Consider the following 13,269-nt stretch of genomic DNA (forward strand, 5'->3'; position numbering starts at 1 on the left):
TCTGTTTTCAGCCGGGAATGCGCTCGTACGGCCTACTTCGCGGGCTCCGCGCCCATCGCGAGCATGCGGTCGACGACGCGCTCGGTGGCGTGACCGTCGTCCAGGTCGCAGAACTCGGCGCGGAACGCCGCCCGCGCCTCGGCGTACTCCGTCCCGACCGCGTCCGCGTTGCGCACGGCCTCGATCAGGCTCGCCGAGTCCGCCAGCAGCGGGCCGGGCGCCTTCTCCTCCAGGTCGAAGTTGAAGCCGCGCAGCGTGCCGCGGTAGTGCGCCAGGTCGTACGTGAAGAGCAGGATCGGCCGGTCGGTGAGCGCGAAGTCGAAGATCGCGGAGGAGTAGTCCGAGATCAGCACGTCGGCGACCAGCAGCAGGTCGGCGGCGTCGGGCCAGCGGGACACGTCGACGACGAAACCGTCGCGGACGCCCTCGCGGACCTGCTCGGTCACGTGGTGGTGGCCGCGGACCAGCAGGACGTGGTCCTCGCCCAGCTCGCGGCGGGCCAGGTCCAGGTCGATCCGCAGGTCGAGCTTGTAGCCGGCCGACCAGCCCTCGCAGTTCTCGCGCCACGTGGGCATGTAGAGGACGACCTTCTTGCCCTCGGGCAGGCCGAGCCGCCGGCGGACCTCCGCGATCCGCTGCGCGTCGGGCCGTACGAGCGCGTCCGCACGCGGGGCGCCGGCCTCGATGACCTCGCCGTCGTAGCCGAGGGCACGCTTGAGGACGGGGGTGGCGTAGGAGCTCGGGGAGGCCAGCAGGGACCACTGGGCGCTGTCGTGCGCCAGCCCCTCCAGGATCTCCGGGCTCGTGTAGTAGTCGTGCACGAAGTCGTGGCCGATCTGCTTGATCGGCGTGCCGTGCCACGTCTGGACGACGACCTGCCCGGTGCGGCGCTGGAAGCGCCGCGGCACGTTGTCGTTGGTCACGTAGTAGCGGGCGCGGGCCAGCAGCTCCCAGGACTCCACGCTGCCGTACTGCACGGCGCGGGCGGTCGCCGGGACCTCGGCACGGCCGTCACGGACCAGCCAGACGTGCTCCAGCTTCTCGCCGCGGCGCACCAGCTCCTCGTGGACGGCACGGGGCGAGTCGCCCGCGCCGTTCCCCTGGAAGGTGTCGTAGAGGACGACGTTCTTGACCGGCAGGGCGCGCTGCGCCGGGTAGGTCTCGAAGCGGGCGACGCGCTGGGCGAAGCGGGAGCGGTCGTGCGGGCTGAGCAGCGGGTCGGCGACCAGCACCATGCGGTCGTGCAAGCGGGTCTCGACCCGCATCCGGCGGCCCTGCACGGTGAAGGGGTGGGGTCCGGCGAAGAGGAGGCCCGGGCCCATCTGAACGGGGGCGCCGCGGTCGACGCCGAGCAGGCCGGCGGTGTTTCCGCCCTGGGCGACCGGGCGCAGCGTCGGCCACCAGCGGCCCTCGGGCAGCGTGGTGCGGCCGGCGTACGCCTCGGGGAGCACGGGCTCGAAGACGGCCTCGAAGCCGTCGCCGTCGCGGGTGACCGGGTAGCTGAACTCCACGCCGAACGCGTCGTGCAGGACGAGCTCGTACGGCTCGTCGGTCGGCGCGACGAACCGGCCCCTCAGGGTCACGGTGCCGTCCTCGGTCGTGACCTCGTCGATCAGCGGCGGGGAGGGCTGCACGGAGAGGGTCAGGTGCCCGGTGTTGCCGCGCTTGGCGAAGAGGGCGCGGCCGGCGACCTCGCCCTGCAGGGGCAGCACCAGGCCGTTGAAGCCGCCGCGCTCGTCGTGGGCCAGGCGGTGCTCGGTGCCGTCGGCGCCGAGGACGGACAGGCTCCAGGGCTCGGGGGCCCACTCGCCGGGATCTACCTCCGCGTCCGGTACGGCGGCCAGCTCGGCCAGCGGGACGCGGGCGGTGAACGGGATCCGGCCGGAGCCGGCCGCACCGGTCTCCAGCGGGAAGCTGAGGACGGCGCCGGTGGAGACGTGGACGGCCTGCAGTGCGGACACGGCGCCGACCTCGGCGGAGAGCTCGCCGGTGATCTCGACGGCGTCGTCACCGGCGGGGTGGACGTCCAGGGCGCGGGCGCGGACGATCTCCACCTGGATGGTGAGGGCGCCGGACACGGCCGGGACGATCCGGACGTCGGGGGCCACCCAGTGCGCGGGCGGGTTCTGGCCGGTGTCGTGCTCGCCGCCGCGCAGGCGGGCGCGGTGCAGGCCGCCGGCTCCGGTGACGGCGATGGAAGTGGTCCATATCCCCTCGTGCCACTTGCCGCCCGACTGGAAGATCGAGGGGTCGACGACGGCGGTGAAGCCGGCCCAGTCGGCATGCCGCAGGGCGAGGTGGGGGGACTTCACGGTGGCCATCGGGGAGGCGACCGTTCGGGCGCCGACGACGGAGCGGCGGCGCTTGCCCCCCTCGCGGAAGACCAGCATCTTGCGCGAGCCGAGACGACTCTCCGCGCCGAGGTGGCCGGGCAGGGCGTAGCCGCGCAGCAGCAGCTTGCCGTCGGCCCAGGCCGCCTGCTCCAGGCGGCTGACGACCCGGCGCTCGCGCGGGCCGAGGGTGAGGATCTTGGCGGGGACCGGCGGACGGCCCTGCAGGAAGGGGTAGTCCGCCTGCGGGCGGGCCAGGCCCTTGACCGGCACGCTGTAGTGGTAGTCGCGCTGGTGGTCCTGGAGGGCGATGAAGTCCTCGACGCGGCCTTCCCCGGCCAGGTACGCCTTGAGCCGGTCGGCGACGGTCAGGTCGGACCAGGGCTCGGTGCCGATCTCGCGGACCAGGCCGCCGACTTCCTTGACGAACGCGGCGCGGAAGTCGGCGCCGCCCTCCCCGACGTACTTGTAGATGAGCGGGAGTTCCTCGCTCAGCACGTTGTAGTCGTAGTCGCGCAGGTAACGGGCGTACTTGGCGCCCTGCTTGGCCTTGAGGGACTCACGGACCAGGCGGACGGACTTCACGCGGTCGATGAGGGAGACCGGGTCGGTGGAGCGCTGGGTGATGGAGCGCTCGCCGGTCTCGCGGACGCGCCAGTGGTAGACGCAGTCGCTGAGGACGTCGACGCTGGAGGCGAAGTAGTGCGCGGGGATGCTGACCGGGGCGTCCTCGTAGAGGATGCCCTCCGGGTACTGGAAACCGTGCCTGTCCCAGAAGCTGCGCCGGTAGACCTTGTTCCACGCGGTGCGGTCGGTGACCAGCGCCGGGAACTTGGAGATGTGGGTCTTCAGCTGCGTCTTCGCGAAAGCGGCGCGGTGGCCCCACGACTGGTTCATGCCGACCGAGCGGAAGCGCTTGACGTTGCCGCCGGCGAAGTCCGATCCCGTCTCGTCCAGCGCCTCGATCAGGCGCTGGTAGGCGTAGTCGGGCATCGTGTCGTCACTGTCGACGAAGGCCAGGTACTCGCTGTCCGGGTGGACGTGGCGGGCGCCGGCGTTGCGTGCGGCACCGAGGCCCGCGTTCTCCTGCATCACCACGCGGAAGCGCTTGTCCTTGGCGGCGAACGCCTTGGCGATGACGGCGCTGGTGTCCGTGGACCCGTCGTCCACGAGGATGACCTCGAAGTCGTCGAAGGTCTGGCCTGCAATGGATTCCAGGCACTCGTCGAGGTAGAGCTCGACGTTGTAGACGGGGACGACGATGCTCAGGCGCGGGGGCATGGGTGGCGGTATCTCCAGCGTTTTATGCTTTTTCGATGATCAGCTCACAGCATCTTACTCTGTAACAGAGTCATAAACTCCGCCCATATGGGGCAGACGCGACTGATCGCCGGGGCGGACGGCAAAGAATTCAGCCGCCCGCCACCTCGACGCTGCGATTCGACCCGGCCGGACCGGGTCCGGCGGGCAGAACTCTGTCAGACCTCCAGCTCGGCTTCGATCTTCTTCAACTGATGGCGGGCCATCGCGAGGTTGGCCCGGCCCTTGTCGAGGGCCAGGTAGAGGAAGAAGCCCGACGACCCGCGGCCCTTCAGCAGCCGGATCAGGTGGTACTGGCTGCCGAGGGTGATGAGGATGTCCTCGATCTCGTCCTTGAGCCCGAGCATCTCCATCGTGCGGACCTTGGCGCGCACCACGTCCGTGTTGCCCGCGGCGGCGACCGCGAGGTCGAGGTCCTTGCCGCCGCCGATGGTACCGAGGGCCATGCCGCTGCCGTAGTCGACCAGGGCGGCGCCGATCGCGCCTTCGATGATGGTGGTCGCTTCCTTGAGCGCGGTGTCCACGTTGACCATGAGAGGTTCCTCTTCTCGTTTCGGTGTGCCAGTGGTGACTGGCTGTAGTCGTTGTTGTGGATGCGGATGCAGTCGTGGATGTCGATGTAGTCGTGGATGTCGATGGGGCGTGGTGCGGGCTCGTCCGCGGATCACCCGGGCGGGGCGATGGAGCCCCGCCTCCCGAGGGTGTGGTCGATCAGTTCGGCTATCCGGACGCTGGAGCGCCGGGCCTCCAGGTGGAGGCGCCCGACGTTGACGCGCGGCTCCGCCGTCAGGGTGAGGACGGCCGCCAGGCCCGCCGCGTAGGTGGCCACGTACCCGTCCTCGCCGCGTACGAGCAGTTCGCGGAAGGCTCCCTGGCCGGTGGTGTCGCTGAGCCGCTGGGCCACTCCGAGCGCGGCTGCGGTCAGTGCCGCGATGGACTCGGCCTCGGCGGCCGCGCTGTCCTGGGCGAGGACGAAGCCGTCGGCGCTCGCGGCGAGGGCGCCGGTGAGCTGGGGTACTCGGGCCCTCAGCCTGCGGAGTTCGGCGAGTATCTCGGCCTCCGCCTCGGGGGGCACCGTGCTCATGTCGGCCTTTCTCCTTTCGGGCTGCCTCCGCTCGGAGCGGTCGGCGCGCAGGGCCGGTCGCAGCGGGAGCCTCACAGGCTTGCCTCCAGTGCGTCGCGTAACCGGCGGAGCAGCGCCACGTCCGGGGATTGGTCCTGGGTCATCCAGTCGGGCAGGGGTGCCGCGGCCGGTGGCGGCGGCGGGGTGAGCGGCGTCTCGACCAGCCCGGCCGCCGCGAGGCGCCGTACGTCGAGCAGGGTGTGGAAGGCGGGCCGGCCCAGCACCCACGCGAGGTCCGCCGGGGTGCGCACGCCGTCGGCCTGGCCCAGCAGGATCCGCTGCCGGGCGGTGACCGTCTGGCCGGGGGCGGCCGCCCGCGGCACCACGGGGGCGGTGTCGAGCAGCGGGTACGGCCAGACCGCGTCGAGCAGTTCCCGGCGGCGCTGGGTCTCCCGCTCGACGGCGGCCGCCGGAACGGAGCGGACGGAGCCGATCCAGTGGGTGGCCCCGCGGCGGAACCGGGAGGGCCCGGTGCCCGGGGACAGGGCGAAGAAGGCGGCGTCGAAGATGGCGGCGAGATGGCAGATCTCCAGTTCCCCGCCGGCGAGCCCGCCGCTGTCGACGAGGAAGCGGGCGACCTGGCGGCGGGCACCGGCCCGGTCCACGGCTTCGCGCCAGCGTTCGGGGGCCAAGCCGCCGCCGGTGGTGAGCAGGACGTCGAGGCCGGGGGTCGCCGGGCTCTCCGCGTGGACTATGCGGCCGTCCTCCAGGAAGAGGGTGCCGCGGTCACGGAGCAGGGCGCCGGTGGCGCGTTCCGCGGCGAGCCGGGTGAGGAGGGGCGAGACGGCGGCGAAGGCGTGCGGAGCCGTGGCCTGGGTGGTCACCTGAGGACCAGCCCCTCTGCCAGGGCGCGGAGTCTGTGACGTGCGAGGGCGAGGTTGCCGTCGGTGCGGTCGAGCCACAGGTGCAGGAAGACGCTGCTGTCGAAGCTCGTCTCGACGAAGCGCAGGACGTGGTAGCCGGTCCGGGTGGTGACGATCAGGTCCTCGACGGGAGGGCCGGCCGCCTGGCCGGCGGACGAACCGGCGGAGGGGACGGCTCCGCCTCCGTGTGCCGGAGCGGACTCCGACGGGGCGAAGGACTCGTACTCGGCGGCCGCCCGGGCCAGCTCGGCGGTCTCGGCCGCGGTGGTCTCGTGGTCGCCCACGGGCGAGTCCCCGGCGGTGCCGAGGGCCAGTCCGCTGCTCCAGTCGACCAGCGCGGCCCCCCGCGCACCAGGCAGGGCCATGGCTTCGAGCAGGCATTCGTCGATCCCGGGCACGCGGGCTCCCCTCCCGGCCGGACGTGCTGGGTGCACGGTCGTACGGCGCGACAGGAGGGAACTTACTCAACTTCCGCAGGGCGAAAGGGCGTTCTGGCATTTTCCGCTGGAACATGCCAAGAAGCGAGTAAGACCTTGGCCGGAACGCGTCGCTATTTGATCACGAGGCGAGGGGGAGATCGTCTGCGAGACGGAACGACCCGCCTTCGCGCTGGACATAGCCCTCGTGGCTGAGGGTGCGCAGCAGGTGGTAGACAGTGGGCAGCGGGATCCCGGTGACCCGGGCGAGCCGTTTCGCCGTCGCCCCGCCTTCCGCGTACATCGCTTCCACGAGGCGCAGCGCGCGCTGCACGGAACCGATCAGGGTGGGTGTGCTGTCCTTCTGACTGTGGTCGGTGCCCATGGTTACTCCCCCTGCTCCGGTACGAGGCCTGGCAAACCCATCAAAGTCCCTCACCGGCCGCAAAACCAGCTGACTCGCGTAAACCTGAGCATAAGATCACCGGATCCCGGCCCTGTGGGCGAAAAATGCCGGGGGCGCCCGGAGTTGGCTCGGTGCCCGTCCGGAACCGGTCAGGAGCCGGCTGCGGAGCACGCGCACGGACCGCTCCGCTATCGCGTGCACGTCACGTACGCCGGGAGCGGGGCGTCCTCGATCAGGTGCCGCGGCAGGGCCAGCCCGAAGCGGTGCTCCAGGACGGCGAGGGTGTCGCGGTCGCGGCACTCGTACGGTTCCCCGTCGGGGCGGATGCTCGTGCCGTCCGGGGCGAGGATCTTGGCCGCCAGCAGCTCCGGAAGAAGGAAGTCCGGCTGATGGCCGCCGCGCCAGCATTCCTCGCCGAGGCCGAAGCAGCACACCAGTTCGCCGTCCCGGGCGTACGCGAACTGCTTGGGCGGGTGGTCGGGCTGGGGGTCGAGGTGGACGGCCTCGACGCCGCCCCGGGAGACCTCGGCCAGCCGTTCCCCTCCGGCCGGCAGACCGTGCTCGACGGCGAAGGACCAGCCTCCCCAGCTGCCGACCCGGGCCACGCCGTCGCCGTCCACGGTGTCCGCGACCATGCTCCAGGCGGCCGGGGCGGACAGCGGTCCGGGCCGGACTCCCGGCACGGCTCCGAGCCGCGCGGCGAGCTCCTCGGGGCCGATGCCCCGGGCGAAGGTCAGTCCGACGAACCACGCGTCCCAGTCGGCCAGCCACTGGATCCCGCCGGGCCCGCCCTCGGTGATGTACGCCATGTCTGCACTCCCCACGGTTTCCCCGCGATGCCGGTGCTCCCCCACCGGCACGATAGTCAGTCCGCGGACCCCTGCGGGAGGAGGCGCTCGACCATCGTCTCGATGAGCCCCTCCACCGGGTGGCCGGTCAGCGTCGCGGGCGCGGTCAGGTCGTCCACGATCAGCCCCAGCATCGCGAGGTACAGCAGGACCACGCCCTGCCGGTCCCCGGGCAGTCCGGACTCCAGGTGCCAGGCGACGTTCGCCTCCAGCTCGGCGCTCTGGAAACCGGCGAGCTCCGCCTGGAGTTCGGGGCGCCGGGTGCCCTCCAGCCGCAGCTCCAGCATCGCGATGTGCACGCTGCGTTCGCGCCGCATCCGGTCCACGAGCTGACCGAGCAGCACCTTGGTGTCCAGCGGGCCGGTCAGGTCCGCCGGGTCCGGGACCAGGCGCTCCCGGGTGCGGTGCAGGATCTGTACGAGCAGCTGGGCCCGGTTGGCGAAGTAGTTCGAGGCGGTGCCCGTCGGCACTCCCGCCTCCGCGTCCACCGCGCGCAGCGTCAGGCCGCGCGAGCCCTCGCGCGCCAGGACTTCGATGGCGGCGTCGAGCAGCGCGGCGCGGCGCTGTGGGTTCTGGCGCATGGCGGGTCCTCGGGGTGGGTGCGGCACGCGATGTGATCACTGCACGTGCAGTGCTTCGCACACGGTAGCGGACGCACCCGGTCCGGGCCCGCCCGCCGATCCCCCGCCGATCCCCCTCCGCCCCCTCCCCACCGGCCCCTCCCCCGTGTCAGGCTGCGGGTCATGGAGCGGATCATCGAGGAGATACGCGAGGACCTGTCCCGCCGGATCGCCGTGGCGGCGGACCGGCTCGCCGACCGGACGCTGACCGAGGACCCCGCCTACGCCGCCCTGCTCGGCCGGGCCGAGCTGCGCGAGCGGATCCACCACAACCTCCGCCAGGCCGTCGACGGCCTGGTCCGCAGCTCCCGCGGCCTCCCCGTGGAGCTCGCCGACGCCCGGGCCACCGGCACGCTCCGGGCCGAACAGGGGCTGCCGCTCACCTCCCTGCTGCGCACCTACCGCCACGGCGGCCGGCTGCTCTGGCACACCCTCACCGAGGCCGTGGCCGCGCACGACCGGGCGGCGCTGCCCCGGCTGCTGCCGAGCGCGACCGTGTTGTGGGACGTGCTGGACCAGATGACGGACGCCGTCACGGAGTCGTACCGCCGCACGGAGGCCGCGCACACCGACCGCGACCGGGAGCGCCGCGCGGCCCTGTTGGACGTCCTGCTGGACGGCGCGGCCGCCACGGACGGGCCGACGGCCTCGGAGGCCGCCGACCGGCTCGGCCTGCCCGAACGCGGCCGCTTCGCGGTGATCGTGGCGGCCTCCGGCGGCTCCGGCACGACCACCGGCCCGCCCGAGCGACCGGGCGCCCCGTCCGCTCCGCGCGTGCTGTGGCGGATCCGCGCCGACGGGGAGACCGGCCTGGTGGAGCTGGGACACCATCCGCTGGAGTCCGTACGGGACCTGCTCGCGCCGCTCGGGGTGCGCGCCGGGGTCAGCCCGGTCGTCGGGGCCCCGGCCGAGCTGGCCGGGGCGCACCGGCTGGCCGCCCTGGCCCTGCGCACCGCCCCCGAGTCCGGCGGCCCGAGCACCGCGCTGCTGGACGAACGGCTGCCCGCGGCGCTGGTCGCGGCCCAGGCCGAACTGGCGGGCCGGCTGCGCCAGGTGGTGCTGGGCCCGGTGCTCGCGCTGCCCGCGGAGGACCGGCGGACGCTGCTGACCACCCTGGGCACCTGGCTGACCTGCCAGGGCTCGACGACGTACGCCGCGCAGCGGCTGTACTGCCACCGCAACACCGTCTCCAACCGGTTGCGCCGCCTGGAGCAGCTCACCGGCCGCTCCCTCTCCGACCCGCGGCACGTGGTGGAACTGGCGCTGGCGCACGCGGCGGTGCTCCAGCGGGGCGCCGCGCAGCCGGCTACCCGTCCTGCCGCGCCGGCTCCGCGGGCTTCGCCGACTCCAGCAGGTACGGCACGTCGATCACCGCGACGCCCGGCGTGAACAGCAGGCGCGCCTTCAGCCGCAGGGCGTTCTGGTTGTGCAGGGGCTGCTCCCACCAGTGGCCCACGACGAATTCGGGGATCACCACCGACAGCATGTCCGTCGCGGAGTCGGCGGCCAGTTCCTCGATGTGGGCCATGATCGGGCCCACCACCTCGCGGTAGGGCGAGTGGATGATCTTCAGTGCGAGGCCCGTGTCGTGCTCGGCCCACGTCTCGCGCAGCCGGGTCGCCTCCCCCTCGTCCGCAGCGACGGTCACGGCCGTCAGGGTGTCGGGGCGCAGTCCCTGTGCGTAGCCGATGGCCTTGAGCGTGGGGGCGTGCACGGCGGCGACCAGGACCAGGACGTGGTGGCGGGCCGGCTTGCGCGGGGTGGCGTCGGGGCCGACGGCTACCTGCCGGGCGACCTGGTCGTAGTGGCGGCGCACGCCCTTCATGCCGAGGAAGAGCAGCGGCATGGCGATGACGACCAGCCAGGCGCCGTGCGTGAACTTGGTGAGCAGGACGATGACCAGGACCAGGGCGGTCAGGGTGGCGCCGACCGCGTTGATGGCGAGCCTGCGGTGGATGTGGACGCGCTCCGTGCGCGGGGTGCCGGGTGAGGCGAGCTCCCTCCTCCAGTGCCGGACCATGCCGGACTGGGAGAGGGTGAAGGAGACGAAGACGCCGATGATGTAGAGCTGGATGAGGCGGGTCAGTTCGGCGTCGAAGGCCACGATGAGGGAGATGGCGGCGAGCGCGAGGAGGACGACGCCGTTGGAGTAGACGAGCCGGTCGCCGCGGTTGGAGAGCTGGCGGGGTGCGTACCGGTCCCTGGCCAGGATCGAGGCGAGCATCGGGAAGCCGTTGAAGGCGGTGTTCGCGGCGAGGATCAGCACGCCCGCGGTGACGGCCTGGAGCAGGTAGAAGAGGAAGTGCCAGCTGCCGAAGGTGGCGCGGCCGATCTGGGCGAGGGCGGTGGAGGTCGCGGTGCCGGGCGGCAGGCCCAGTTCGGTCGGGTCGGCCGCGACGTGCACCTGGTAGGACATGGCGAGGACGGTGATGCCCATGAACATCGTCACCGAGAGCACGCCCATCGCGGCGAGCGTGGTCGCCGCGTTCCTGGCCTTGGGCTTGCGGAAGGCGGGGACGCCGTTGCTGATCGCCTCGACGCCGGTGAGGGCGGTGCAGCCGGAGGCGAAGGCGCGCATCGCGAGGAACACCAGGGCGAGCCCGGTGTAGGTGCCTTCCGCGGTGATCGGCAGGTGGGCGGACTCGGCGCGGATGGTGTCGCCGGTCCCGATCCGCACGGCGGCGACGGCGAACATGAGGTAGATGACGAGGACGAAGCCGTAGGTGGGGATGGCGAAGACCCGGCCCGACTCCCGTACGCCGCGCAGGTTCATCAGGGTCAGCAGCACCACGAAGGCGACGGAGAGGGCCACTTCGTGGTCGTTCAGCGCGGGAACGGCGGAGGTGATGGCGGAGACGCCGGAGACGACGGAGACCGCGACGGTCATCACGTAGTCGACGAGCAGGGCGCTCGCCGCGGTGAGTGCGGCGGTCTGGCCGAGGTTCTCCGAACTGACGACGTAGGCGCCGCCCCCGCCGGGGTAGGCGTGGCAGGTCTGCCGGTACGAGGCGATGACCACGACGAGCAGGAAGACGATGGCGGAGGCGGCGTACCAGGTGAGGTGGAGCAGTGCGACGCCGCCGAGGGCCAGGATCAGCAGGATCTCCTCGGTGGCGTAGGCCACCGAGGAGAGCGGGTCACTGCAGAAGATCGGCAGGGCGAGTCGTTTGGGCAGCAGGGTCTCGCCCAGCCGCGCGGTGTCGAGGGGTTCGCCGACCAGCACGCGTTTCGCATTGATACGCCTCATTTGGGCATGATCATCCATTTCACTCGCCGATCATCCCTTTTGAGGCTTGTGTCACTCGGCGAGCTGCTCCGCCCGGTGTGCCAGCCACAGGTCGTGCCGGGCGCTCGGGGACTGCAGCAGGGAGCGCTCCAGCAGCGCCTCGACGCGGGTCAGCCGCTTGCGGGCGCCGGGGACGGAGACGCCCAGCGCGGCGGCCGCCGGGACGAGTTGGGCGTCGTGCGCCAGCCAGACGCGGACCGTGTCGCGGGCTCCCGGCGGGGCGTCCGGCCCGGTCAGCCCGTCCAGTTGGGTACGGGCCCAGGCCGTCAGGCGCGGATCGCGCAGCACCGCGTCGAGATCGGGGGCGGCCGCCGCGGCCGCGCCCTCGCCCCGCCGCGCACCCGGGGTCAGCCGCAGGGCCAGCGAAAGCGCCGCCTGGTCCCCGAGGCGTGCGAGGTCCAGGCCGAGGAGCGCCTCGACCAGGCGGAGCCTGGCGGACAGGGTGTTGCGGTGGATCTTCAGCAGCCGCGTGGCGTGCGAGGTGAAGTTCAGCCAGGCGTGGGCGGTGGCGCGCAGTTCCTGCCCGCCGGGGTCCTGGGGGCGCCGGGGCCGGTGTGCGTGCAGGGGCGCGAGCAGGGCCTCGGCCCAGCCGGCCCCCGCCTCGTGGGCGGCGAGCGCCAGCTCGGGGCCGGGTCCGAACCGGGCGTGCCGCTCGCCCCGGCCCCGGGCGACCGTCAGCGCGTGGAAGGCCTGGGTGTAGGCGGCCGGGGCCTCGCGCAGGTGCATCTCCCCGCTGACGCCGACCGTGCAGTCCGGGGCCACCTGCACCAGCGCCCCGGCGAGGGGGTCGTGGTCGGCGGACACCGCCGCCGGGCCGGCCGGGACGAGCACGATGAGGTGGCGTACGTAGACCGGGCAGCGCACGATCCAGGCCCGGCCCGCCGTCAGCTCCCGGCACCGCCGCGCCACTTCGGCGCGCTGACCGGTCCGGCATTCGACGACGTACATCCGCATCGGCTCGGGCAGAGCGGGCCCCAGCGCCTCGGCGATCTGGTGGGCGATGGAGAGCCGGCCGTTCATCAGCAGGTGCAGCACCGCCTCGCGGGCCCGCGATTCGGCGAGCGCGGCCCGCTCCTCGCGCCGTACGGCCTCCTCGGCGCGCAGGACCAGGGCCAGCGGTACGGCGGCGTCCGCGAGCAGGGTGGGCGCGCCGGGATCGTGCGGCTGTTCCAGTACGGCGGCCAGGGCGCGGCCGCCGTCCAGTGCGAACAGCAGCGTGGCGGAGCCGGAACCGTGCAGGACGGCCGACCGGACGCCGCGGGCGTTCATCTCGGCGACGCCGCGCACGGCGCTCCGCGGCCCCTTGCCCTCCTCGGCGTCCACCACCCCGGCCCATCCGCCGAGCCGGGCCGCGAGCCACTCCAGCAGCGCGGCCGATCCCCCGGCGTGGGCGAGCCGGTGGAGCCTGAGGACGTCGTCGGACCGGGACACGGCCGCATTCAACCACCGGCCGCACACTGTGCGCTGTGATACCCGTCTCGCCGGGTCACTGGGCACGGCGAACCCTGCGCACGGACGGCCGGCCGCATAGGTTTGGCCACAGCGGCGGGATCCCGGTGCCCACGGGGGAGGCACCGGGATCCCGCCGCCGCTCACATCTTGCGCGCCGCGCTGCGGATGGCCTCCCGGATGCGGAAGTAGGTGCCGCAGCGGCAGATGTTGGCGATGGCGTCGATGTCCTCGTCCGTGGGCTCGGCGGTCCGCTTGAGCAGCGCGACGGCGGCCATGATCTGGCCGGGCTGGCAGAAGCCGCACTGGGCGACGTCCTGTTCGAGCCAGGCCTCCTGCACGGGGTGCAGCTCGTCCCCGTTCGCCAGCCCCTCGATGGTGGTCACCGCCTTCCCCGCGCACGCGGAGACGGGCACCACGCACGGGCGGACGTCGGCGCCGTCGAGGTGGCTGGTGCACGCCTTGCAGACGTCCACCCCGCAGCCGTACTTGGGGCCGCGGACGCCCAGCATGTCGCGGAGCACCCACAGCAGGGGCAGGTCGTCGGGCGCGTCCACGGTGACGCTCTGCCCGTTGACGGTGAAGGTGTGCGAGGGCACGGCGTACTC

12 protein-coding genes are annotated in these 13,269 nt (G+C 72.8%); 1 reads left to right on the forward strand and 11 read right to left on the reverse strand.

Going from position 1 to position 13,269, the window contains the following annotated elements:
* Positions 1-32: 32 nt before the first annotated feature.
* From OG534_RS02945 to OG534_RS02980, 8 genes are all read right to left on the reverse strand, one after another.
* Complete coding sequence (locus tag OG534_RS02945) at positions 33-3,611, reverse strand: bifunctional glycosyltransferase/CDP-glycerol:glycerophosphate glycerophosphotransferase (protein ID WP_326586496.1); 3,579 nt, start codon at positions 3,609-3,611, stop codon at positions 33-35.
* 197 nt (positions 3,612-3,808) lie between these two features.
* Complete coding sequence (locus OG534_RS02950) at positions 3,809-4,183, reverse strand: hypothetical protein (RefSeq protein ID WP_326586497.1); 375 nt, start codon at positions 4,181-4,183, stop codon at positions 3,809-3,811.
* Between the two features lie 131 nt (positions 4,184-4,314).
* Entirely contained in the window at positions 4,315-4,734 is a 420-nt protein-coding gene (locus OG534_RS02955; RefSeq protein WP_326586498.1) for a roadblock/LC7 domain-containing protein, read from the reverse strand.
* Between the two features lie 71 nt (positions 4,735-4,805).
* Positions 4,806-5,597, reverse strand: coding sequence for a transcriptional regulator (locus OG534_RS02960; protein WP_326586499.1), 792 nt, complete (start codon positions 5,595-5,597; stop codon positions 4,806-4,808).
* Entirely contained in the window at positions 5,594-6,034 is a 441-nt protein-coding gene (locus tag OG534_RS02965; RefSeq protein WP_326586500.1) for a hypothetical protein, read from the reverse strand. The genes OG534_RS02960 and OG534_RS02965 overlap by 4 nt, the downstream gene beginning before the upstream one ends.
* A 160-nt stretch (positions 6,035-6,194) precedes the next feature.
* Positions 6,195-6,437, reverse strand: coding sequence for a helix-turn-helix domain-containing protein (locus OG534_RS02970; protein WP_326586501.1), 243 nt, complete (start codon positions 6,435-6,437; stop codon positions 6,195-6,197).
* A 209-nt stretch (positions 6,438-6,646) separates the two neighbouring features.
* Complete coding sequence (locus tag OG534_RS02975; RefSeq protein WP_326586502.1) at positions 6,647-7,267, reverse strand: DUF6461 domain-containing protein; 621 nt, start codon at positions 7,265-7,267, stop codon at positions 6,647-6,649.
* A 56-nt stretch (positions 7,268-7,323) separates the two neighbouring features.
* Positions 7,324-7,887 carry a TetR/AcrR family transcriptional regulator gene (locus tag OG534_RS02980; protein WP_326586503.1) on the reverse strand — a complete coding sequence of 188 codons (564 nt, stop codon included), beginning with the start codon at positions 7,885-7,887 and terminating at the stop codon, positions 7,324-7,326.
* 162 nt (positions 7,888-8,049) lie between these two features.
* On the opposite strand from OG534_RS02980, the gene OG534_RS02985 reads away from it, so the two are divergent.
* A complete protein-coding gene (locus OG534_RS02985) occupies positions 8,050-9,315 on the forward strand; it encodes a PucR family transcriptional regulator (RefSeq protein WP_326586504.1) in 1,266 nt (421 codons plus the stop codon).
* On the opposite strand, the gene OG534_RS02990 is transcribed toward OG534_RS02985, so the two are convergent.
* From OG534_RS02990 to OG534_RS03000, 3 genes are all read right to left on the reverse strand, one after another.
* Positions 9,233-11,173 (reverse strand): APC family permease, encoded by a 1,941-nt coding sequence (locus tag OG534_RS02990; protein ID WP_326586505.1) that lies wholly within the window; start codon positions 11,171-11,173, stop codon positions 9,233-9,235. The two genes, OG534_RS02985 and OG534_RS02990, sit on opposite strands and share 83 nt — an antisense overlap.
* A gap of 51 nt (positions 11,174-11,224) precedes the next feature.
* The gene (locus OG534_RS02995; RefSeq protein ID WP_326586506.1) at positions 11,225-12,643 is read right to left on the reverse strand and encodes a PucR family transcriptional regulator; all 1,419 of its coding nucleotides are present in this window, start codon (positions 12,641-12,643) and stop codon (positions 11,225-11,227) included.
* Positions 12,644-12,804: 161 nt separating this feature from the next.
* Positions 12,805-13,260: a (2Fe-2S)-binding protein gene (locus OG534_RS03000; RefSeq protein ID WP_326586507.1), complete on the reverse strand. Its 456-nt coding sequence runs from the start codon at positions 13,258-13,260 to the stop codon at positions 12,805-12,807.
* Positions 13,261-13,269 lie beyond the last annotated feature (9 nt).

It is taken from the genome of Streptomyces sp. NBC_01294 (assembly GCF_035917235.1).
In the GTDB taxonomy this organism is placed as follows: Bacteria; Actinomycetota; Actinomycetes; order Streptomycetales; family Streptomycetaceae; genus Streptomyces; species Streptomyces caledonius.

Coding starts and splice junctions, on each gene's coding strand:
- OG534_RS02945 (WP_326586496.1), bottom strand. CDS start 3,611: ATGCCCCCGCGCCTGAGCATCGTCGTCCCCGTCTACAACGTCGAGCTC.
- OG534_RS02985 (WP_326586504.1), top strand. CDS start 8,050: ATGGAGCGGATCATCGAGGAGATACGCGAGGACCTGTCCCGCCGGATC.
- OG534_RS02990 (WP_326586505.1), bottom strand. CDS start 11,173: ATGAGGCGTATCAATGCGAAACGCGTGCTGGTCGGCGAACCCCTCGAC.
- OG534_RS02950 (WP_326586497.1), bottom strand. CDS start 4,183: ATGGTCAACGTGGACACCGCGCTCAAGGAAGCGACCACCATCATCGAA.
- OG534_RS02975 (WP_326586502.1), bottom strand. CDS start 7,267: ATGGCGTACATCACCGAGGGCGGGCCCGGCGGGATCCAGTGGCTGGCC.
- OG534_RS02970 (WP_326586501.1), bottom strand. CDS start 6,437: ATGGGCACCGACCACAGTCAGAAGGACAGCACACCCACCCTGATCGGT.
- OG534_RS02980 (WP_326586503.1), bottom strand. CDS start 7,887: ATGCGCCAGAACCCACAGCGCCGCGCCGCGCTGCTCGACGCCGCCATC.
- OG534_RS02955 (WP_326586498.1), bottom strand. CDS start 4,734: ATGAGCACGGTGCCCCCCGAGGCGGAGGCCGAGATACTCGCCGAACTC.